At 70.8% G+C, this 20,805-nt stretch carries 17 protein-coding genes; 13 read left to right on the top strand and 4 right to left on the bottom strand.

Annotated features, from left to right (window positions below; genetic code table 11):
- Window positions 1-76: 76 nt before the first annotated feature.
- Window positions 77-937: a peptidoglycan-binding protein gene (locus ACFV9O_RS13465; protein ID WP_385416485.1), complete on the bottom strand. Its 861-nt coding sequence runs from the start codon at window positions 935-937 to the stop codon at window positions 77-79.
- Window positions 938-1,138: 201 nt separating this feature from the next.
- Here ACFV9O_RS13465 and ACFV9O_RS13460 point away from each other — a divergent pair, with 201 nt between their 5' ends.
- Together ACFV9O_RS13460 and leuE are read left to right on the top strand one after the other, a co-directional pair.
- Window positions 1,139-2,719: a methylmalonyl-CoA mutase gene (locus ACFV9O_RS13460; RefSeq protein ID WP_385416482.1), complete on the top strand. Its 1,581-nt coding sequence runs from the start codon at window positions 1,139-1,141 to the stop codon at window positions 2,717-2,719.
- Window positions 2,720-2,818: 99 nt separating this feature from the next.
- Entirely contained in the window at window positions 2,819-3,493 is a 675-nt protein-coding gene (leuE, locus tag ACFV9O_RS13455) for a leucine efflux protein LeuE (protein ID WP_385416479.1), read from the top strand.
- On the opposite strand, the gene ACFV9O_RS13450 is transcribed toward leuE, so the two are convergent.
- Window positions 3,480-4,898 (bottom strand): FAD-dependent oxidoreductase, encoded by a 1,419-nt coding sequence (locus ACFV9O_RS13450; RefSeq protein ID WP_385416476.1) that lies wholly within the window; start codon window positions 4,896-4,898, stop codon window positions 3,480-3,482. The genes leuE and ACFV9O_RS13450 overlap by 14 nt on opposite strands.
- Window positions 4,899-4,936: 38 nt before the next feature.
- Between ACFV9O_RS13450 and ACFV9O_RS13445 the strand changes: the two genes are divergently transcribed.
- Window positions 4,937-5,602, top strand: coding sequence for a TetR/AcrR family transcriptional regulator C-terminal domain-containing protein (locus tag ACFV9O_RS13445; RefSeq protein WP_385416473.1), 666 nt, complete (start codon window positions 4,937-4,939; stop codon window positions 5,600-5,602).
- 529 nt (window positions 5,603-6,131) lie between these two features.
- Here ACFV9O_RS13445 and ACFV9O_RS13440 read toward each other — a convergent pair.
- Both ACFV9O_RS13440 and ACFV9O_RS13435 read right to left on the bottom strand, forming a co-directional pair.
- Entirely contained in the window at window positions 6,132-7,517 is a 1,386-nt protein-coding gene (locus tag ACFV9O_RS13440) for an alpha-2,8-polysialyltransferase family protein (RefSeq protein WP_385416471.1), read from the bottom strand.
- Window positions 7,517-8,527, bottom strand: coding sequence for a glycosyltransferase family 2 protein (locus tag ACFV9O_RS13435; RefSeq protein ID WP_385416468.1), 1,011 nt, complete (start codon window positions 8,525-8,527; stop codon window positions 7,517-7,519). Before ACFV9O_RS13435 ends, ACFV9O_RS13440 begins: the two co-directional genes overlap by 1 nt.
- Window positions 8,528-8,714: 187 nt before the next feature.
- On the opposite strand from ACFV9O_RS13435, the gene ACFV9O_RS13430 reads away from it, so the two are divergent.
- The 10 genes from ACFV9O_RS13430 to ACFV9O_RS13385 all read left to right on the top strand — a co-directional run bounded on the left by ACFV9O_RS13430 (window position 8,715) and on the right by ACFV9O_RS13385 (window position 20,672).
- Window positions 8,715-10,052, top strand: coding sequence for a DUF6716 putative glycosyltransferase (locus tag ACFV9O_RS13430; protein WP_385416466.1), 1,338 nt, complete (start codon window positions 8,715-8,717; stop codon window positions 10,050-10,052).
- Between the two features lie 23 nt (window positions 10,053-10,075).
- The gene (locus ACFV9O_RS13425; RefSeq protein ID WP_385416463.1) at window positions 10,076-11,350 is read left to right on the top strand and encodes a cytidylyltransferase domain-containing protein; all 1,275 of its coding nucleotides are present in this window, start codon (window positions 10,076-10,078) and stop codon (window positions 11,348-11,350) included.
- 10 nt (window positions 11,351-11,360) lie between these two features.
- Window positions 11,361-12,293: an N-acetylneuraminate synthase family protein gene (locus ACFV9O_RS13420; protein ID WP_385416460.1), complete on the top strand. Its 933-nt coding sequence runs from the start codon at window positions 11,361-11,363 to the stop codon at window positions 12,291-12,293.
- A gap of 5 nt (window positions 12,294-12,298) precedes the next feature.
- Window positions 12,299-13,396: a hypothetical protein gene (locus ACFV9O_RS13415; protein ID WP_385416457.1), complete on the top strand. Its 1,098-nt coding sequence runs from the start codon at window positions 12,299-12,301 to the stop codon at window positions 13,394-13,396.
- A 210-nt stretch (window positions 13,397-13,606) separates the two neighbouring features.
- Window positions 13,607-14,830 carry an amidohydrolase gene (locus ACFV9O_RS13410; RefSeq protein ID WP_385416604.1) on the top strand — a complete coding sequence of 408 codons (1,224 nt, stop codon included), beginning with the start codon at window positions 13,607-13,609 and terminating at the stop codon, window positions 14,828-14,830.
- A 215-nt stretch (window positions 14,831-15,045) separates the two neighbouring features.
- A complete protein-coding gene (locus ACFV9O_RS13405) occupies window positions 15,046-16,092 on the top strand; it encodes a BMP family protein (protein WP_385416454.1) in 1,047 nt (348 codons plus the stop codon).
- A 209-nt stretch (window positions 16,093-16,301) separates the two neighbouring features.
- Window positions 16,302-17,885, top strand: a complete 1,584-nt coding sequence (locus tag ACFV9O_RS13400; protein ID WP_385416601.1) for an ABC transporter ATP-binding protein — start codon at window positions 16,302-16,304, stop codon at window positions 17,883-17,885.
- Complete coding sequence (locus ACFV9O_RS13395; RefSeq protein ID WP_385416452.1) at window positions 17,882-18,988, top strand: ABC transporter permease; 1,107 nt, start codon at window positions 17,882-17,884, stop codon at window positions 18,986-18,988. Before ACFV9O_RS13400 ends, ACFV9O_RS13395 begins: the two co-directional genes overlap by 4 nt.
- A complete protein-coding gene (locus ACFV9O_RS13390) occupies window positions 18,985-20,244 on the top strand; it encodes an ABC transporter permease (protein ID WP_385416448.1) in 1,260 nt (419 codons plus the stop codon). Before ACFV9O_RS13395 ends, ACFV9O_RS13390 begins: the two co-directional genes overlap by 4 nt.
- Window positions 20,241-20,672, top strand: coding sequence for a cytidine deaminase (locus ACFV9O_RS13385; RefSeq protein WP_385416445.1), 432 nt, complete (start codon window positions 20,241-20,243; stop codon window positions 20,670-20,672). The genes ACFV9O_RS13390 and ACFV9O_RS13385 overlap by 4 nt, the downstream gene beginning before the upstream one ends.
- Window positions 20,673-20,805 lie beyond the last annotated feature (133 nt).

Below are 20,805 nucleotides of genomic sequence, written 5' to 3'. Positions count from 1 at the left end.
CTGTGGGAGGGAAAAGAAAGGGGGTGGGCGGAACCTTCCCCCCCGGTCCCCCCCGCGCCCCCTGTCTTCTCCACCGTCACCAGTGGACGACCACCTTGTCGCCGACCCGCACCTGGTCGAAGACCGACGCCAGCTTCCCCTTGTCCCGCACGTTGACGCAGCCGTGCGACGCGCCGTTGTAGCCGCGGGCGGCGAAATCCGCCGAGTAGTGCACCGCCTGGCCGCGGCTGAAGAACATCGCGTACGGCATCGGCGTGTGGTAGATCGTCGATGTCCACTCCCTGGCCTTCCAGCCCACGCTGAACGATCCTTCACGGGTCGGGGTGTTCTCCGAGCCGAAACGCACGTCCATCGCCGAGATGACCTTGCCGTCGATCATCCAGGCGAGCGTCCTGCTCTCCTTGCTGATGCACAGCACCCGGCCCGTCATGCACCGCGCGTCGGGCCTGTCGAGCGTGTTGGTCGTCGACGGACGCAGCTCGGCGGCGGTCGGCTTGCGCGTCATCGCGACGAGCTTCGCCCAGGTGACCTCGTCCACCGAACCGGTCGCGGGCAGCCCGCGCTTCGTCTGGAAACCGCTGACCGCCTTCGCGGTCATCGAGCCGTAGAACGCGGTGGGCGAGCGGTGGAAGTAGCCGATCTGACGGAGCCGGGCCTGCAGTTCACGTACCTGCTCGTTCTCCGTCCCCTCCGTCATGAGCACCTTGGGCGCCGCCGACGGCGTGGCCTCCGGGGTGGACGGTGACGCCGACGGGCTCGGCGGTGCCTCGCTCGGCTTCGCGTCCGTGACCGGGTCCGCCGACGCAGCGGCCCCCTTCGACGGCGAACCGCTCGCGGACGCCCGGCCGCCCCCCGCGGCCTGGGCGCTGCAACCGGTGACGACGGCGAGCGCGACGGCAGCCATCATGGTTCTGTGCAGTACGGACATTCGGCGCATAGGTGCCCCCCGGGACGGTTGTGTATCACTAGGGATGCTTCCCGACCGTGCTTGGTTGCGAACGGCGGAAGCATCCTGTGAGGAAGGTCCCAGCGTGCGCCACTCCACGCGTCGCACGCCCGCCGCTACAGTCCGTCGCGAGGGTCGGTACCAGTCGGTAGTAGCAGTCTTTAGCAGTAGTTCTAGCGGGAGGCACAGCACATGGCGCGCGAGTCGGAATCGGGACTGCCCATCGAGCCGGTCTACGGACCGGACTCCCTGGACGGGTGGGACTCGGCCGAGAAACTGGGCGAGCCGGGCTCGTACCCCTTCACGCGCGGTGTCTATCCGTCGATGTACACCGGCCGTCCGTGGACGATGCGCCAGTACGCAGGCTTCGGCACCGCCGTCGAGTCCAACGCCCGCTACAAGCAGTTGATCGCGAACGGCACGATGGGCCTGTCGGTCGCCTTCGACCTGCCGACCCAGATGGGCCACGACAGCGACGCGCCCATCGCGCACGGCGAGGTGGGCAAGGTCGGCGTGGCCATCGACTCCCTCGACGACATGCGCGTTCTGTTCGGCGGGATCCCGCTGGACAAGGTCTCCACGTCGATGACGATCAACGCCCCGGCCGCCCTCCTGCTGCTCCTCTACCAACTCGTCGGCGAGGAGCAGGGCGTCCCCGCGGACAAGCTGACCGGCACGATCCAGAACGACGTGCTCAAGGAGTACATCGCCCGCGGCACCTACATCTTCCCGCCGAAGCCCTCGCTGCGGCTGATCGCCGACATCTTCAAGTACTGCAAGGCCGAGATCCCGAAGTGGAACACGATTTCGATCTCCGGCTATCACATGGCCGAGGCCGGGGCCTCGCCCGCGCAGGAGATCGCTTTCACCCTTGCGGACGGCATCGAGTACGTCCGAACGGCTGTGGCCGCGGGGATGGATGTGGACGACTTCGCGCCGCGCCTGTCGTTCTTCTTCGTCGCCCGCACCACGGTCCTGGAGGAGGTCGCCAAGTTCCGCGCCGCCCGCCGGATCTGGGCGCGGGTGATGCGGGACGAGTTCGGTGCGAAGAACCCCAAGTCGCTGATGCTGCGCTTCCACACGCAGACCGCGGGCGTGCAGCTGACCGCCCAGCAGCCCGAGGTCAACCTCGTGCGCGTCGCCGTCCAGGGCCTCGCTGCCGTCCTCGGCGGCACCCAGTCGCTGCACACCAACTCCTTCGACGAGGCCATCGCCCTGCCGACGGACAAGTCGGCCCGTCTTGCCCTGCGCACCCAGCAGGTCCTCGCGTACGAGACCGACGTCACCGCCACCGTGGACCCGTTCGCCGGCTCGTACGTCGTCGAGTCGATGACGGACGATGTGGAGGCCGCGGCGCTGGAGCTGATGGCGAAGGTGGAGGAGCTCGGCGGCGCGGTCAACGCCATCGAGCGCGGCTTCCAGAAGAACGAGATCGAGCGCAGCGCCTACCGCATCGCCCAGGAGACCGACAGCGGCGAGCGGGTCGTCGTCGGCGTCAACCGCTTCACCCTCGACGAGGAGGAGCCGTACGAGCCGCTGCGCGTCGACCCCGCGATCGAGGCCCAGCAGGCGGAGCGCCTCGCGAAGCTGCGCGCCGAGCGTGACCAGGCCGCCGTCGACGCCGCCCTCGCCGAGCTGAAGAAGGCCGCCGAGGGTACGGACAACGTGCTCTACCCGATGAAGGACGCGCTGCGGGCGCGGGCCACGGTGGGCGAGGTGTGCAACGCGCTGCGGGAGGTCTGGGGGACGTACGTCCCGACCGACGCGTTCTGAGCCGCCCGGCTCGACGCGAGGGGATGCAGGCGGGGCGGGGGTTTCCGCCATCCGGAACGCCAGGGCGGAGTGTCGTACCCATGTGCGACACTCCGCCTCATGCTGGGTGTGACAGATCTTCCGACCTACCTCGCGGGCCTCGTCCTGATCGTTCTGCTGCCGGGGCCGAACTCGCTGTACGTGCTCTCGGTCGCCGCGCGCCGTGGCGTGCGCACGGGATACACGGCCGCGGCCGGTGTGTGGTGCGGGGACACGGTCCTGATGACCCTGTCGGCCGCAGGCGTCGCTTCCCTGCTGCAGGCGAACGCGGTGCTCTTCTCGATCGTGAAGTTCGCCGGTGCGGGCTATCTGACCTGGCTTGCGTTCGGGATGCTGCGGGCGGCCTGGAGCATGTGGCGTACCCGGCACGAGCGCGTCCCCGACGACCCGGCCGGTGCGGCGAACGCGAACGCGACGGGGGCCGGGGCCGTGGCCGAGCGGCCGTTCCGGCGCGCCTTCGTCGTCAGCCTCTTCAACCCGAAGGCGATCCTCTTTTTCGTCGCCTTCTTCGTGCAGTTCGTGGACCCGGGCTACGCCTACCCGGCGCTCTCCTTCCTGGTGCTCGGCACCCTCGCCCAGCTGGCGAGCGTCCTCTACCTCACCCTGCTGATATTCGCGGGTACGTACCTGGCGTCCGCGTTCCGCCGCCGCAAGCGGCTCTCGGCGGGTGCCACGTCCGCTGCGGGTGCGCTGTTCCTCGGCTTCGCGGTGAAGCTGTCGCTCAGCGGCGCGTGACCCGCGCCAGGTAGGCGCCGAGGCCCGTCGCGTCCTCGCCGGCCCACCCCACGTAGCCGTCCGGGCGGACCAGGAAGAGGCCCTTGCCGTACGGCTCGTACGGCCCCGTGCGCAGGACGCGGACGATCGCGGGGAGGGATTGCGGCAGCGGTGCGTCCGTGCCGACCGCGAGCAGGGTGAAGTGCGGGCCGCGGAAGGCGTCGAAGAGCCGGGGGCCGTCCGGAAGCGGGCCGTCCGGGGCGCGGTCGCCCGCCGCCAGCGCGCCCGCGGCTCCGGCGGCGAGCGGGCCGCCACGGTAGCCGAGGTCCAGCTGCTGCGTGCTCCGGCCGCGCTGCTCCTCGCCGCGGTGCACCCGCGTGGACAGGCCCAGCATGTCCGCGGCGACGGGCCGCCGTTCCGCCTCGTACGTGTCGAGGAGCGCGGGTGGTGCGCCGTGGCGCAGCACCTGGCCGAGCTTCCAGCCCAGGTTGTAGGCGTCCTGGACGCTGGTGTTGAGGCCCTGGCCGCCGGCCGGGGAGTGGATGTGGGCGGCGTCCCCGGCGAGGAGGACGCGCCCCTCGCGGAACCGGTCGGCGAGGGCGGCTCGCGGCCGGAAGTCGGATGCCCAGCGGACGTCGGTGACCTGGTCCGCCGTCAGATGGGTGCGGGCGGCGACGACGGCCCGTACCCCGGCGGGTGAGGTGTCGGGGGTGTCGCCGTCGGCGAACTGGGCGACGAGCTGGAACTCCTCGTGGCCCGGCAGTGGCGCCACGGAGAGGAAACCCTGGTCGCCGGACGGCGGGAACAGATGCCAGTTGTCCCGGTCCAGCGCCGGGATGCGGACGTCGGCGACCAGCATCGGCTTCGGGTCGATCGTCTCGCCGGTCATGCCGATGCCGAGCAGGCCGCGCACGGTGGAGCGGCCGCCGTCGGCCGCGACCACGTACCGGGCCAGGACGGTGGTGCCGTCCGACAGATCGGCGGTCACCCGCTCGGCGTCCTGGGCGAGCCGGGTGAGCGCGGCGCCGAAGGTGGCGCTTCCGCCCAGCTCCGTGAGGCGGGCCTGCAGGATCTCCTGCGTACGCCACTGGGGGAGCAGCCACGGGCCGGCGTACGGCTCGGCCTCCGACGGCTCGGCCGGCTCGAACATCACGTGCTCGCCCACGCGCGCGCCGTCCTGCCACACCATCCCGACCGGGGCGGGCCCGCCCGCGTCCCGTACCGCGTCCACGACGCCGAGGTCGTCGAGGACCTCCATGGTTCGGGGCTGGATGCCCTTGCCCCGAGAGCCCGGGAACAGCCCGTCCGCCTTCTCGACGACGAGCGCGTCGACACCGCGCCTGGCCAGGTCGACGGCGAGCGTGAGCCCCGTGGGGCCGGCGCCGACGATGAGTACGTCCGCTTCCTTAACGCTGTTAAGTTCCATGGACGGCAGCATGCACTTAACGGCGTTAAACTGTCAAGGTGGGACCATCGAAGATCGACCGCGCCCGGGTCGCCGAGACCGCCTTGCGCCTGCTGAACGACGTGGGTCTGGACGGGCTGACACTGCGCGCCATCGCCAAGGAACTCGACGTCAAGGCGCCTGCGCTCTACTGGCACTTCAAGGACAAGCAGGCACTGCTCGACGAGATGGCGACGGAGATGCTCCGCCGCATGAACGCGGACATGCCGGACGAGCCCGCCGCGGACTGGCGCGAGGGGCTCGCCGGAGCGATGCGCGGGCTGCGGACGCATCTGCTGCGCTATCGGGACGGCGCCAAGGTGTACAGCGGCACGCACTTCACGGACACCAGCTACGCCGGGCCGATGGAGGCCCACCTGCGCCTGCTCGTCGACGCCGGCTTCACCCCGGCGGGAGCTGCGCGTGCCTGGCTCACCGCGTACAGCTACACGATCGGCTACGTCATCGAGGAGCAGGCGATGGGGCCCGATCCGGCGGCGGAGGCGGGAGCGGGGGCGGGGGCGGAGGGCTACGACCTGCAGGCCCGCGCCGAGCGGCTGGCGGACCATCCGCTCGCGGCGGAAGCCGGCTTCGAGCTCTTCGCGCACCACGACGCCGGCTTCGAGGCGGGCCTGTCGGCGGTGGTGGCGGGCGTGGGAGCGGTGCTGCTTTCTTCAGGGGGCTAGCCCCTCTGCTCCCTGGTGCGCGACGTAGTGCCCGGCCCGGTACCGGTGGGTGGGTGGGGGTGTGCGTCCTCGAGCGCGGTCGGGCTTCAGGGGTGGCCGCTACCGGTGGGTGGGACCGAGTGTCCGTTCTCGAGCGCCGGTCGGGCTTGAGGGCCGGTACCGGTGGGTGTGCCCGCGTGTCCGTTCTCAAGCGCCGGACTGGCTTGGGTGTGCCCGGCACCGGTGAGTTGGCCCGTGTCTCCGTCCTCAAGCACCGGACGGGTTTGAAATTGCGCCGCTACCGCCCGGCGCGCCCGGAGTGAGCACCGCCGGGGCGCTCCCCATGCCCGCAGGGCGTAGGGGAGCCCGAAGCCCCCGGAACGGGACCCGGGGCGGAGCCCCGAAAAAATCCAGCCTCGCTGGGGATCCCCTACGCCCACCAGGGCGTAGGGGGAGTGTGAGGCGCGGGGTCCGGGGGCGGAGCCCCGAAAGCGGGGGCCGGGGGCGGAGCCCCCAGTTCGGGAAGGGGCGGTGCGGGGAAGGAAAACGCCTAACCCAGCGCCGCGCGCTTCAGGCGTCGCACCCGCCGCGCCACCCGCCGCACCGCCGCGTTCCGGGGCACCGGGATGCCCCCCGGAAGCCCCAGGACCGTCAGGCGGCGGCGCTTGAAGTAGCGCCAGGTGCGGGGCGACAGATGGGCGGCCAGATACGTCTCCGCCGCCCCTCGCAGATCCGACCGGATCTGCGGCTGCATCGCGAAGCCCACCGCCCGCACCAGCCCGGACAGTTCCTCGTCCGCCGCTCCGGGCGCACCCGACCTGCCTTCCTCCAGATCGGGCAGCAGCGCGTCGACGATCGTGAGCGGCACTCGGTTGCTGTTCTGGTACGGCGTGAGCCGGTCGAGCAGCGGCTCGGTGCCGATCCTCGCGACCGGAATGCCGTAGAACGTGCTCGCCGTCAGCAGCGCCGTCGAGAAGCAGCCCACCACCAGCCCCGGCCTGACCTCCTGGAACAGCACCTCGGCCAGCAACGGCTCCTCCAGCACGGTCAGCTCCGCGCCCAGCCGCTCCGCCTCCTGCTCCAGCGCCCGCGACCACCCGGCAGGGGCGACCGGGTGCGGCTTGAAGACGAGACGCCGGTGCCCGAGTGCGACCGCGCCCCGCACCATGCGCAGGTGCAGCGCCTCCTCCTCGTCGGCGGTGAGGATGTCCAGCGCCGCGAGGTACTGCCCGAGCAGCAGGGCCGGGGGCTCACCATCGGCCGACCCGCCCCCGGCGGACCCGCCGCCCACGGGCAACTCTCCCCCATGGCCTTCGGCATGGGAGGTGCCCCCAGCGTCCTCCGCCAGTTCCTCGACGACCTTCGTGAACGCCTCCACCGGCACAAGTCGCGGCTCCGCCCCGAACTCCGCCAGCAGCAGCGGCCTCAGCCCCGGCACCAAGTCCAGGTGGAGCAGCCGCCGCACCCGCTCACCGACCAGCGGGTCGATCTTGTTGCGCGTCGGGCCGTAGCTCATCAGCCCGTCCGCGTACACATCGAGCCGCGCGTCCGGGAAGAGCTGGGCGATCGCCAGCGCCGGGCTGACCTGGATGGACTCCAGGGCCAGCTCGATCCGGTCGTCCCCGAGCCCCCACAGGACCCGCAGGTACCGCTCCCACATCGGGACGTCCTCCGGCCGCGGGGTCCAGCCGCTGGGGTGGAACGGCTCGATCGCCTCGTTCCACGACAGCACCGCGTCGAACCGTCCGCGCAGCCGCTCGAAGCCCGGCATCTCGTCCAGCGGGGCCGTCGTCTCCGGGACCGGCGCGTTGTTGCTGACCAGCAGCAGCCGCCGGTCGGCGGGCTCGAAGCAGCCGCTGTCGAGCGCCGCCGCGAGCGTCGTCGCGCCGTACAGCGTGGAGGCGAAGAAGATCTGGGTGGTGCGCGTCGTCCCCATCAGGCGGCCGCCCCCGCGGAAGCGACGGCGGCCGGGGCCGGTGCCGGCACGCCGAGGGTCCTGCGGCGCACCCGGCGCAGCCGGGAGGCGCGTTCGGCGTCCATCGAGCCGAGCGCGTCCTTCAGAATGTCCTGCGGCATCCGCCGCATCGCGGCCGCACTCATCGAACGCAATTTCCGCGCCACGGCCGGTTCGAACCTCTCCATTGATCCCAGGTGATGGGAAATAAGGGCACAGTATGTTCGTACGGCTTTCGGAAGCAGCCGGTCGGAATCCGGATCCTTTGCCGTCTCTTCGAGCACCTCGTCGAAAGCCCTGATGAAATCGAGCTGCCGTACGTCGCCGATCTGGGTCAATGACGAGGCGACGCCGCGCCGGTAGAAGATGCCGAGCAGACCCACCGCGGCGAAGGACTCCGTCTCGCGGTGCAGCCGCCAGATCCACGGCCGGTCCTCGGCCGTCCGCAGGCCGTCCGTGAAGTGCAGCAGCCCGCGGTCGAGCAGCTCGCGCCGGTAGATGCCGGCCCATGCCATCGGGTAGTCGACCGACGTCGTGCGGTCGGCCGGCAGGATCGCGTCGCGCGGCCGCAGCACCTCGCCGCGGCGGCCCACCGGCACCCGGAACACCTTGCGGTCGCGGCCCGTGCACTGCACGTGGTCCGTACGGACGAAGTCGACGCCGAGCTCCTCGATCGCGGCGAGCAGCCGCTCGTAGTAGCCCGGCGCCAGCCAGTCGTCGCCGTCGAGGAAGGTGATGTACTCGCCGCGCGCGGCGTCCAGGCCGGTGTTCCGGGCCGTGGCCAGCCCTCCGTTGTTCTCGTGTCTGATCAGGACCGATCCCGGAACCTCACGTTCGGCGCGCTCGAGGATCTCGGGCGTCCCGTCCGTCGAACAGTCGTCGACGAGCAGGAATTCGAAGTCCTCACGGGCGTTCGCGCGCAGGCTTCTGAGGGCGTCGGGCGCGTATGACTGGACGTTGTAGAACGGCACGATGACGGAGAGCTTGACCACCCACCGGACACTAAGTGCTGGCCCGTCATCCACTCTGACGCCAGGAAAGACGGCGGGTGAACAAGGTGCGGCGGAATTGTTAACCGGTGCGACCTTCAGGCCTTTTCGCGATTCGTCGACGTGCTGTTAACCATTTGTTGCTGTCCAGTTGGGCCGCAGACCGGAATGCCTTTCTAGCGTCTTCGACGTGCCATCCAGTACCAGCAAGGCGCTGCGCATAGCCGTACTCGCCGACTCCGACACCCGGTGGAAGTGGGGTGCGCTCACCGCGCGCCGGATCACCGCGCCGGACCCCGCGGAAGACCCGGTCCAGGGCGTGGCCCTCACCGGATTCCTTCTGCGCGGCCGTGCCACCCCCACCGCCCGCCAGCTCGCCGAGGTCGGGGTCACGGCGGACGACCTGCGCGAAGTGACCGGCGCCGAATTCCTCCGCGCGATACGCGACGAGGAGTACGACGTCGTCGTCCTCGCCCTCGTCGGCGGCGCCGTGCAGGCGATGCTGCACGGACTGGCCGCGCTGCGGCTGCCGCGCCGGCCCGTGCTGGTCACCGGCTATGTCGGGGTGGTCTACGAGAAGCTCGCCGACGGCCTGCTGCTGCGGCACGGCGCGGACGTCGTGCTCGCCAACTCGCGCCATGACGCGGACCGTTTCCGCGCGGTGTACGAGGGTGTGGGGGCCGATGCCTCCGCGGTGACCGAGGCGGCGCTGCCGTTCCTCGGCGGGGCGCCGTACGCACGCGAGGAAGACCGCGACACCGTTGTCTTCGCGGCACAGCCGTCCGTGCCGGAGAGCCGCGCCGACCGAACGTACCTGCTGCGCAGGCTCGTCGAGCACGCCCGGATGCACCCGGACCGCGAGGTCCTGCTGAAGCTGCGCTCCAAGCCCGGTGAGCACACCACGCACCTGGAGGAGCTGCCGTACCAGAAGCTGGCGGACAGGCTCCCCGGCGGACTGCCGCCCAACTTCAGCCTGGTGTACGGGCACATGGGCGAGGTCCTCGACCGCACCGACCTGCTGGTCACCGTCTCCTCGACGGCCGCGCTCGAGGCGCTGCACCGCCGCATCCCGACGGCCGTGCTGTCCGACCTCGGGGTGCGCGAGGCGCTCGGCAACCACCACTTCCTCGGCTCCGGGCTGATCGCCTCCTGGGACGCCCTCGACGGCGGCTACCGGCCGCAGCCGGACGAGGAGTGGCTGGCCCGCCAGGGCGTCGCCGCCGACGGTACGTACGAGACCGCCTTCGACGAGGCACGCAAGCGCGTCGCCGAACTGCTCGGCCGTCCCGAACTCCCCCCGGTCGCCCCGTACTACACGGTGGCCACCGCGCCCGGCTATCTGCCCGGCATCCTCGCCCGCCACCACCTCGCCGCCGACGGCACCCCGCTGCCCGGCGCGGCGGCGGCGACCGAACCCACCGGTCTGCGCCGTATCGCGCGCGACGCGGTGCGGGGGGCGGCGCGCGGCGCGTACCGCCACGGCGTGCAGCGCGTCGCCCCCGTCATCCGCCGCATGGGCGCCCTGTGATCCCTTCGAAGGAGCTCTCCTCCATGTCCACCGTCCTCGCCGTGATCCCCGCCCGCGGCGGCTCCAAGGGCGTTCCCGCGAAGAACCTGGCCCAGGTCGGCGGCATCCCGCTCGTCGCCCGCGCCGTGCGCGCCTGCCTCGGCGCGCGCCTCGTGACGCACGTCCTGGTCTCCACCGACGACGCCGCGATCGCGGACGCCGCCCGCGCGGCCGGCGCCGCCCTCGGCGAAGCCGACAGAGTGCACTGTGTGGAGCGCCCGCCGGCCATCGCGGGCGACACCGCGACCAGCGAGTCCGCGGTCCTGCACGCGATGGACGCCCACGAGGCGATCCACGGCGCCCCGGCCGATGCGGTCCTCCTCGTCCAGTGCACGAGCCCGTTCCTGACCAGCGACGACATCGACGGTGTCGCCTCGGCGGTCGTCGAGGACGGCGCGGACTCGGCGGTCACGGTGGCCCCCTTCCACGCCTTCGTCTGGCGCCGCACCCCCGCGCTCGCCGCGGTCCCCGCGCAGCCGGGCGCCGCCGACGAGGACACCGCGGCCGCGGTGGAGTACGGGCAGGGCGTCAACCACGACAAGTCCTACCGGCCCCGCCGCCAGGACCGGCCCGAGGACTTCCTGGAGACCGGCGCCGCGTACGCCATGGAGGCCACCGGCTTCCGGACGCACGGGCACCGGTTCTTCGGCCGGACCGCGCTCGTCGAGACCGACCCCGCGCGGGTGCTGGAGATCGACGACCCGCACGACCTGGCCCGCGCCCGCGCGCTCGCGCCGCTGCTCGACCCGGCACCCCTGCCCACCAGGGGGGACGTCGACGCCGTCGTCCTCGACTTCGACGGCACGCAGACCGACGACCGTGTCCTCATCGACTCCGAGGGCCGCGAGCTCGTCGCGGTGCACCGCGGGGACGGGCTCGGCATCGCCGCACTCCGCCGCTCGGGCCTGAAGCTGCTCATCCTCTCCACCGAGCAGAACCCCGTGGTCGCCGCGCGCGCCCGGAAGCTCAACATCCCCGTTCTGCACGGCATCGACCGCAAGGACCTCGCCCTCAAGGAGTGGTGCGAGGAGCAGTCGGTCGCGCCCGAGCGGGTCCTCTACGCCGGAAACGACGTCAACGACCTCCCCTGTTTCGGGCTCGTCGGCTGGCCCGTAGCCGTCGCGAGCGCGCACGACTCCGTGCGTGCCGCCGCCCGCGCCGTCACCACCACCCCGGGTGGCGCCGGCGCTATCCGTGAGATCGCCGCATGGCTCCTCGGTCCCACTCTCAACACCCCGACCCCTGCCACCACCCCGTAAGGAACCCCACATGAACTCCCGTCTGCGCACCCTCGGCAGCAAGACCGCGGGCCCCGGCCACCCCGTCTACGTCACCGGCGAGATCGGCATCAACCACAACGGCGACCTGAACAACGCGTTCGCGCTGATCGACGCCGCCGCCGACGCCGGCTGTGACGCGGTCAAGTTCCAGAAGCGCACCCCGGAGATCTGCACCCCGCGCGACCAGTGGGACATCGAGCGCGACACGCCCTGGGGCCGGATGACGTACATCGACTACCGCCACCGTGTCGAGTTCGGCGAGGACGAGTACCGCCAGATCGACGAGCACTGCAAGAAGCGCGGCATCGACTGGTTCGCCTCCCCGTGGGACACCGAGGCCGTCGCGTTCCTCGAGAAGTTCGACGTCCCGGCCCACAAGGTCGCCTCCGCGTCCCTCACGGACGACGAGCTGCTGCGCGCCCTGCGCGCCACCGGCAAGACGGTCATCCTCTCCACCGGTATGTCGACGCCGAAGCAGATCCGTCACGCCGTCGAGGTCCTGGGCAGCGACAACATCCTGCTCTGCCACGCCACGTCGACCTACCCGGCCAAGGCCGAGGAGCTCAACCTGCGCGTGATCAACACCCTGATGCAGGAGTACCCGAACGTCCCGATCGGCTACTCCGGCCACGAGACCGGCCTGCAGACCACGCTCGCCGCCGTCGCCCTCGGCGCCGCGTTCGTCGAGCGCCACATCACCCTCGACCGCGCCATGTGGGGCTCCGACCAGGCCGCCTCCGTCGAGCCCGGCGGTCTGCAGCGCCTCGTCCGCGACATCCGCACCATCGAGACCGCCCTCGGTGACGGCGTCAAGAAGGTGTACGAGTCCGAGCTCGCCCCGATGAAGAAGCTCCGCCGTGTCGCGGGCGTCGTCGCCGAGGCCGAGAGCGTGACCGAGCAGGCCGAGCCGGTCGCGGTCTGACGACCATGGACCTCGCCTTCGTCGAGAGCCCGGTCCAGCTGCTGAACGTCCTGGAGTGGGCACACAGCACGCAGGCCGGCACACCCGCCGGCACGCTGTCGGGGGTTCCGGCACAGCCGGGCGCCCGGGCCACGGGTGCGGCGGCAGCGGCGGCACGGGATCTCACCGTCGTCGTCCTGTCGCCCACCGACCCCATGTCGCGCGGTCAGCTGCGCCGCATGGCCGAGCTCGCCCGCGACGAAGGCTTCACGGTCCGCTGGCAGGAGGCGCGCGGCAGGAAGGGCGCGCCCCTGCGGACGATCCGGGAGCTGGCCCCGCTGCTGCGCAGGTCGCGGAGGATCGTCATAGGCGACCCGTTCTCCCGCTATGTGCAGCTGCTGCTGACCCTGGTCGGGACGAAGGACCTCACGGTCGTCGACGACGGCACCGCCACCATGGAGTACGTCTCCCAGGTGGCCCGGGGCGAGCGCCTGGTGCGCTGGCACCGGCGCGGACGGCGGGGACCGCGCGAGCTCGTGCTCGCGCCGGTCTCCGCCGTCGCGCGCCGCCGGCTCTCCCCTTCGGCGTCCCGCGAGGTCGAGGTCTTCACGTCGATGCCCGTGGAACCGCCCGCCGGGATCACGGTCACCGCCAACACCTTCGCGTGGACCCGCTCCCGTTTCGGCCCGCCGCGTCTCACCCGGGGCGCCGACCTGGTCGGCACCTCCCTGGTCGAGACGGGCGTGGTCGACCCGGAGCAGTACGAGGAGGCGGTCGCCGCGCTCGCCGCCGAGCACGGCGCGACCCGCTACTTCGCACACCGCCGCGAGAGCCCGGAGAAGCTGCACCGGCTCGCCAACCGCACCGGTCTTGAGATCGTCAGGCCCGATCTTCCGCTGGAGCTGATCGCCAGGCGTGGCCCGATCGGGCGTACGGTGCTCAGTTTTCCGTCGACCGTCGTGCACACCCTGCCGCTCGCCCTCGCGGGGACGGGGATCACGGTCGCGGTCTGTGACATCTCGCCCGAATGGCTCAAGGACACCGCATCACCTCGGGCGCGGGGTTTCCTGGCCGGGGTGACCGGCACGGCCCGGGACGTCCACCGGATCGCGGCCCCCGTGTGACACAGGATCCCACGCGGTTCCGGCCGGGTACAGGCCTTGGTACGGGCCCGGCGTGTCCACATGGTGGTCATGGATCGCGTGAGCTTACCCACACCGACCCGCTGCTACGCGTTGTCAGGCGATTTTCTTTCCCCTAACGGGCTGAACTTTTGTTGATCTCGAGTTAGTTGGGGCTTAAAGAGGCCTACTCTTCAACGGGTGAACCAGTTGATGTCCCGCGAGCCCGACGCCGACCTCAGCGGCGCAGCCGTACTGCCCGGCACGCTGTCCGATTCCCTGCGCACGGAACTGATCACCTTCCGCCGGGACCTGCACATGCACCCCGAGCTCGGTAACCAGGAGTTCCGTACCACCGCCGCGCTCAAGGCCCGGCTGGAGGCCGCTGGGCTGCACCCTCGGGTGCTCGACTCCGGCACGGGGCTCATGTGCGACGTTGGTACCTGGGACGGGGTGCGTCCCATGCTGGCGATCCGCGCCGACATCGACGCCCTGCCCATCCCGGACACGAAGACGGGCGTGCCCTACCGCTCGACCGTCCCCGACCGTGCCCACGCCTGCGGCCACGACGTCCACACCACCACCGTGCTCGGCGCGGGCCTGGTCCTCGCCGAGCTCGACCGGCAGGGCCTGCTGCCCAACGCCGTGCGGCTGATCTTCCAGCCGGCCGAGGAGGTGCTGCCCGGCGGCGCCGCCGACGCGATCGAGTCCGGCGTCCTGACCGGAGTGGGCCGGATCATCGCGGTGCACTGCGACCCCCGGGTCGACGCGGGCCGGATCGGGCTGCGCGCCGGCGCCATCACCTCGGCCTGCGACCGGCTCGAGGTCACGCTCGACGGGCCCGGCGGACACACCGCCCGCCCCCACCTCACCACCGACCTGGTCACCGCGGCCGCCAAGATCGTCACCGAGGTCCCGGCCGTGCTGTCCCGCCGCGTCGACGCCCGCGCCGGGCTCGCCGTCACCTGGGGGCGCATCGAGTCCGGCCACGCCTGCAACGTCATCCCGCAGCACGCCGAGCTCTCCGGCACGGTCCGCTGCCTCGACCTGCACGCCTGGCGCGAGGCGCCCGACCTGGTGCACGCCGCGATCGACGAGGTCGCCACGCTCCACCGCGCCAAGTCGCAGATCAACTACGTCCGCGGGGTCCCGCCGGTCGTCAACGACCCCGTGATGACCGACCTCCTGCGCGACGCCCAAGCCGCCCGCCGCGGAATGGACGCGATCGAGGACACCGAGCAGAGCCTCGGCGGCGAGGACTTCTCCTGGTACCTGGAGCACGTCCCCGGCGCGATGGCACGGCTCGGGGTGCGGCCTCCGGGATCGGGTGCGAGGCTCGACCTGCACCGAGGGGACTTCGATGTGGACGAGGAGGCGATCCGGGTGGGGGTGGAGCTGTTCACCGCGGCCGCCCTGCTCGACGGTCACCGCTCCTGACGGCGACGCGGTCACCGTTCGTAGTGCTCGACGGCCGATTGCCGGGGCTCGATCGCCACCGTTCGTAATCGGACAGTTCACCGTTCGTTCGCCCTACGCGTCGATCCGATAACGGCTGTCGAACTCGTCTTTACCTGACATCTACGCGCGTTACGATCGCCGCGAACCCAGCGCCGGAAGTGGCGCTTTCGGTCAGGTTTAGAAGGAGCCTCCCAGTGCGCCGGATCACCAGGATCGCCACCGTGGGCATAGCGTCCGCGGCTCTCGCACTGTCCGCCACCGCGTGTGGCGGCAAGACGTCGTCCGAGGCTGGCTCGGACAGCGGCACCAAGGCCGCCCTCGCCTACGACATCGGTGGTCGCGGCGACCAGTCGTTCAACGACGCCGCCTTCGCCGGTCTGGAGAAGGCGGAGAAGGAGCTCGGTGTCAAGGGCACCGAGGCCGAGCCCAGCGAGGGCGAGGGCGACCCGGACAAGGTCCAGCGCCTCACCTCCCTGGCCCGCGCCGGCAACAACCCGGTGATCGGTGTCGGCTTCGCCTACGCCCCGGCCATCGCCGAGGTCGCGCCGAAGTTCCCGAAGACCACCTTCGGGCTCATCGACGACACCTCGAAGACCGGCAAGAACATCGCCAACCTGGTCTTCAACGAGGAGCAGGGCTCCTACCTGGCCGGCGTCGCCGCCGCCAAGGTGACCAAGTCCAACACCGTCGGCTTCATCGGCGGCGTCGAGACCCCGCTGATCAAGAAGTTCGAGGCGGGCTTCGTCCAGGGCGTCAAGGACACCAACAAGAACGTCAACGTCAAGGTCCAGTACCTGACGCAGCCGCCGGACTTCGGTGGCTTCTCCAAGCCCGACCTGGGCAAGGCCGCCGCGCAGGGCCAGATCGACGCGGGCGCCGACGTGATCTACGCCGCCGCCGGTCTCGCCGGCTCGGGCTCCATCGAGGCCGCCGCCAAGGCGAAGAAGTGGGCCATCGGCGTCGACTCCGACCAGTACAACCAGGCGGGTCTCGCCCAGTACAAGGAGTCCATCCTCACCTCGGTGACCAAGGACGTCACGGGCGCGGTCTACAACCTGATCAAGTCGGTCAAGGACGGCAAGCCGCAGTCCGGTGAGATCCGCTACGGCCTCGACAAGAACGGCGTGGGCCTGGCCACCTCCAACCCGGCCTTCACCAAGATGACGGACGTCGTCGCCGCGGTCGACAAGGCCAAGGCCGACATCATCGCCGGCAAGATCACGGTCAAGACCGCTCCGTAACCGAGCGGCCGGGACCAGCCGCGGGTCCGGAGAGGGTGGCGAGCGCTGCCCCTCCGGACCCCGGACCGGGTTCTGGCCATCGGTTTTTGCTATTCGGCATCGCTACGCGCGTAGAACCATGCCCGGCGCGATAACTTCGCCCCGCCCCCCTGCCGCTGCGACAGCCCCCTGCCCTGCCCTCGCTCCTTTCCCGCCAAGGAGAGTGCGTCATCAACGCGTCCAGTCCGTCATCGCCGCCGGCTGCTGCCGTAGAACTGCGCGGCATCACCAAGCGCTTCCCCGGCGTCGTCGCCAACCACGACATCGACATCACCATCCGCAAGGGCACCGTCCATGCCCTCGTCGGTGAGAACGGTGCCGGCAAGTCGACCCTGATGAAGATCCTCTACGGCATGCAGAAGCCGGACGAGGGCACCATCACCATCGACGGCGCACAGGTCAGCTTCCACAGCCCGGCCGACGCCATCGCCACCGGCATCGGCATGGTCCACCAGCACTTCATGCTGGCCGACAACCTCACGGTGCTGGAGAACGTCGTCCTCGGCGGCGAGAAGCTGTACGGCATCGGCGCCAAGGCTCGTAAGAAGATCAAGGAGATCTCGGACGCGTACGGGCTGAACATCCGCCCGGACGTCCTCGTCGAGGAGCTCGGCGTCGCCGACCGCCAGCGCGTGGAGATCCTCAAGGTCCTCTACCGCGGCGCACGCACCCTCATCCTCGACGAGCCGACCGCCGTGCTCGTCCCGCAGGAGGTCGACGCGCTCTTCGACAACCTGCGCGAGCTCAAGGCCGAGGGCCTCACCGTCATCTTCATCTCCCACAAGCTGGGCGAGGTCCTGTCGGTGGCCGACGACATCACGGTCATCCGCCGCGGTACGACGGTGGGCACCGCCGACCCGCGCACCACCACGCCGAAGCAGCTCGCCGAGCTGATGGTCGGCAGCGAGCTGCCCTCGCCCGAGACCCGCGAGTCGACCGTCACCGACGTGCCGATGCTCGGCGTGGACAAGCTGCGGCTGACCGCGACCGACCCCGACGGCGTCGTCCGCGAGGTACTCGCCGGCATCAGCTTCACCATCCACAAGGGCGAGGTCATGGGCATCGCCGGCGTCGAGGGCAACGGCCAGACCGAGCTCATCGAGGCCCTGATGGGCATGCGCGACCCCGACGGCGGTGTGATCACCCTCGACGGCGCCGACATCTCGCACGCGCCGACCCGCAAGCGCCGCGAGGGCGGCATCGGCTACATCCCCGAGGACCGCCACCGGCACGGCATCCTCCTGGAGTCCCCGCTCTGGGAGAACCGCATCCTCGGCCACGTCACCGAGCGCCCCAACAGCAGGCACGGCCTGCTCGACCTCAAGGCCGCCCGCAAGGACACCGAGCGGATCGTCCGCGAGTACGACGTCCGCACCCCCGGCATCGAGGTCACCGCGGCCTCCCTCTCCGGCGGCAACCAGCAGAAGCTGATCGTCGGCCGCGAGATGAGCCACGCGCCCAAGCTGCTCATCGCCGCCCACCCCACCCGCGGCGTGGACGTCGGCGCCCAGGCGCAGATCTGGGACCAGATCCGCGAGGCGCGCCGCGAGGGCCTGGCAGTGCTGCTGATCTCCGCCGACCTGGACGAGCTCATCGGGCTCTCCGACACCCTGCGGGTGATGTACCGCGGCCGGCTGGTCGCGGACGCCGACCCCGCCACGATCACCCCGGAGGAGCTGGGCTCGGCCATGACCGGCGCCGCCACCGGCCACCTTGAGCACGACGAGCAGCCTGAGAACGGTGAGGGCCGATGAGGAAATTCGACAAGGACCGGCTGATCCTGGGCTTCGCCGGGCCGGCGCTCGCCCTGGTCGTGGCCTTCCTGCTCACGTCGGTGGTGCTGCTCCTGTCGGGCCGTGACCCGATCGAGCCGTACCAGCTGATGTTCGACAGCGCCGAATTCACCGACGTACAGGTGCTGATCATCAACCAGACCGGTACGTACTACCTCGCCGCGCTCGCCGTCGCCATCGGCTTCCGGATGAACCTCTTCAACATCGGCGTGGACGGCCAGTACCGCCTCGCGGTGATGCTCGCCGCCGTCGTCGGCGCCTCCGTCGAGCTGCCGGGACCGCTCCACGTGCTGCTGATCGTGGTCGTCGCCATGCTGGTCGGTGCCATGTGGGCCGGTATCGCGGGCGTCCTGAAGACCACCCGCGGGGTCAGCGAGGTCGTCTCCACGATCATGCTCAACGCGATCGCCACCAGCCTGATCGCCTGGATGATCCTGCCCGCCAACCTCGGTGTGCAGCTGCCGGGCTCCAACGACCTGACCACGGGCGAGATCGCCGAGTCCGGCTGGGTCCCGGGTGTGGAGCTCGAGGGCGGTTCGATCTACGGCTTCACCGTCGTCGCCTTCGCGCTGGGCATCGTCTACTGGTTCGTGCTGAACCGCACCCGCTTCGGCTTCGACCTGCGCGCCACCGGCGCCAGCGAGTCCGCCGCCCGGGCCAGCGGTGTCGACTCCAAGAAGATGATCCTCACCGCCATGCTGATCTCCGGTGCGGTCGCGGGTCTTGCCGGTCTGCCGCTGCTGCTGGGCCAGACCCACACGTACAGCCTGAGCTTCCCGGTCGGCGTCGGCTTCACGGGCATCACCATTGCCCTGCTCGGCCGCAACAACCCGATCGGCATCTTCTTCGCCGCACTGCTCATCTCCTTCCTGGAGAAGACCTCGGCCGACCTGGACCAGTTCGGCTACGAGAAGGAGATCGCCACGATCATGCAGGGCCTGATCGTGATCTCGGTCGTCGTGTCCTACGAGCTCGTCCGTCAGTACGGACTCCGCCGTCAGCAGCAGAAGGTCGGCGAGGAGCTTGCCGCCCAGGCCCGCAAGAACAAGGAGGTGGCCGCGTGACCACCACGGCCGTTCCGGCCGGCGCGGCGCCCATCAAGCGCGCCCGCCGCACCCTGTCCGTTCCCATGATCCTGCTCATCATCGCGGGCGGCCTTGCGCTGTTCTCGCTGGTCCGCGTGATCAGCGGCGCGAACGACCTCACCTCCGTCGGCCAGGTCTCCGGCGCGCTCCAGCTGGCCGTGCCGATCGGTCTCGCCGGTCTCGGCGGTCTGTGGGCCGAGCGCGCGGGCGTCGTCAACATCGGCCTCGAAGGCATGATGATCATGGGCACCTGGTTCGGCGCCTGGGCGGGCTACCAGTGGGGCCCGTGGACCGGCGTCCTGCTGGGCATCGTCGGCGGCGCGCTCGGCGGCCTGCTGCACGCGATCATGACGGTGACGTTCAACGTCAACCACATCGTCTCCGGTGTGGCGATCAACATCCTCGCCGTCGGCGCCACCCGCTACCTGTCGAACTTCACCTTCGCCGAGGCCCCGGGCGGCTCCTCCAAGCAGTCCCCCCGCATCGAGCAGATCGCCGACATCACCATCCCCGGTCTGTCGGACGGACTGTCCGATCTCCAGGCCAAGCACTGGTTCTTCGTCTCCGACCTCGCGGGCGTCCTCGGCGGCCTGGTCACCAACCTGTCGGTGCTGACGGTCGTCGCGCTGCTGCTCGTCCCCGCCACCTGGTGGATCCTGTGGCGCACCGGCTTCGGCCTGCGTCTGCGGTCCTGCGGTGAGAACCCGGTCGCCGCGGAGTCCCTCGGCGTCAACGTGTACAAGTACAAGTACATCGCCGTGATCGTCTCCGGCGGTCTCGCCGGACTCGCAGGCGCCTTCCTCGTCATCGTCTCCACCGGCATCTACCAGGAGGGCCAGACCGGCGGCCGCGGCTACATCGGCCTCGCCGCGATGATCTTCGGCAACTGGATGCCGGGCGGGCTCGCCCTGGGCGCCGGGCTCTTCGGCTTCACCGACAGCCTCAAGCTGCGCGGCGGCGCCGAGAACGTCCACGCCATGCTCCTGCTCGTCGCGATCCTGCTGGTGCTCGCCTTCGCCTGGCAGCTGTACAAGAAGAAGCACTGGCAGGCCGGGATCTGCCTGGGCGTCTCCGGGCTCCTGTTCGCCTGGTACGCGCTCACCGACTCGCTGCCGAGCCAGTTCGTCGACGCCGCGCCGTACGTCACGACGCTGCTGGTGCTCGCCCTGTCGGCGCAGCGACTGCGGATGCCCAAGGCGGACGGCCTGCCCTACAAGAAGGGCCAGGGCAAGTGACGTCCGAGCCGGCCGCCGGCGCCGCCGAATCCGCCGTGTGGGAGACCCTGCGCGAGGCGGCGCGGGACGCGATGTCCCACGCGTACGCCCCGTACTCGGGCTACCCCGTCGGCGCGGCGGCCCGCGTCGACGACGGCCGCACGGTCAGCGGCTGCAACGTCGAGAACGCCTCGTACGGGCTGTCCCTGTGCGCCGAGTGCGGTCTCGTCTCGCAGCTTCAGGCCACGGGCGGCGGCCGGCTCACGCACTTCATCTGCGTGGACGGCAAGGGCGAGATCCTGATGCCGTGCGGGCGCTGCCGTCAGCTGCTCTACGAGTTCGGCGGCCCCGGACTGCTGCTGGAGACCGCGGTGGGCATCCTCCGGCTCTCCGACATGCTTCCCCAGGCCTTCGGCCCGGAGAAGCTCGGCCCCGGCACACTGGGCTGAGACAGGGCCCAGGGCACCGCTCAGCACGGACCCGGGGGCTCCCCTCCCCCCCGCCGAGGGGGCGGGCCACCCTTTTCCTCCCCCGTTTTTCCCCCCCCCGACCCCCCAACCCACAAACCCCACCCCCCCTCCC

Source organism: Streptomyces sp. NPDC059909 (genome assembly GCF_042730885.1).
GTDB lineage: Bacteria > Actinomycetota > Actinomycetes > Streptomycetales > Streptomycetaceae > Streptomyces.
Note: the sequence above shows the minus strand (reverse complement) of the source record. Positions and strands in the feature narration are given on the sequence as shown.

Coding starts and splice junctions, on each gene's coding strand:
- ACFV9O_RS13465 (WP_385416485.1), bottom strand. CDS start 937: ATGCGCCGAATGTCCGTACTGCACAGAACCATGATGGCTGCCGTCGCG.
- ACFV9O_RS13460 (WP_385416482.1), top strand. CDS start 1,139: ATGGCGCGCGAGTCGGAATCGGGACTGCCCATCGAGCCGGTCTACGGA.
- leuE (WP_385416479.1), top strand. CDS start 2,819: ATGCTGGGTGTGACAGATCTTCCGACCTACCTCGCGGGCCTCGTCCTG.
- ACFV9O_RS13450 (WP_385416476.1), bottom strand. CDS start 4,898: ATGGAACTTAACAGCGTTAAGGAAGCGGACGTACTCATCGTCGGCGCC.
- ACFV9O_RS13440 (WP_385416471.1), bottom strand. CDS start 7,517: ATGGGGACGACGCGCACCACCCAGATCTTCTTCGCCTCCACGCTGTAC.
- ACFV9O_RS13425 (WP_385416463.1), top strand. CDS start 10,076: ATGTCCACCGTCCTCGCCGTGATCCCCGCCCGCGGCGGCTCCAAGGGC.
- ACFV9O_RS13420 (WP_385416460.1), top strand. CDS start 11,361: ATGAACTCCCGTCTGCGCACCCTCGGCAGCAAGACCGCGGGCCCCGGC.
- ACFV9O_RS13415 (WP_385416457.1), top strand. CDS start 12,299: ATGGACCTCGCCTTCGTCGAGAGCCCGGTCCAGCTGCTGAACGTCCTG.
- ACFV9O_RS13410 (WP_385416604.1), top strand. CDS start 13,607: ATGTCCCGCGAGCCCGACGCCGACCTCAGCGGCGCAGCCGTACTGCCC.
- ACFV9O_RS13395 (WP_385416452.1), top strand. CDS start 17,882: ATGAGGAAATTCGACAAGGACCGGCTGATCCTGGGCTTCGCCGGGCCG.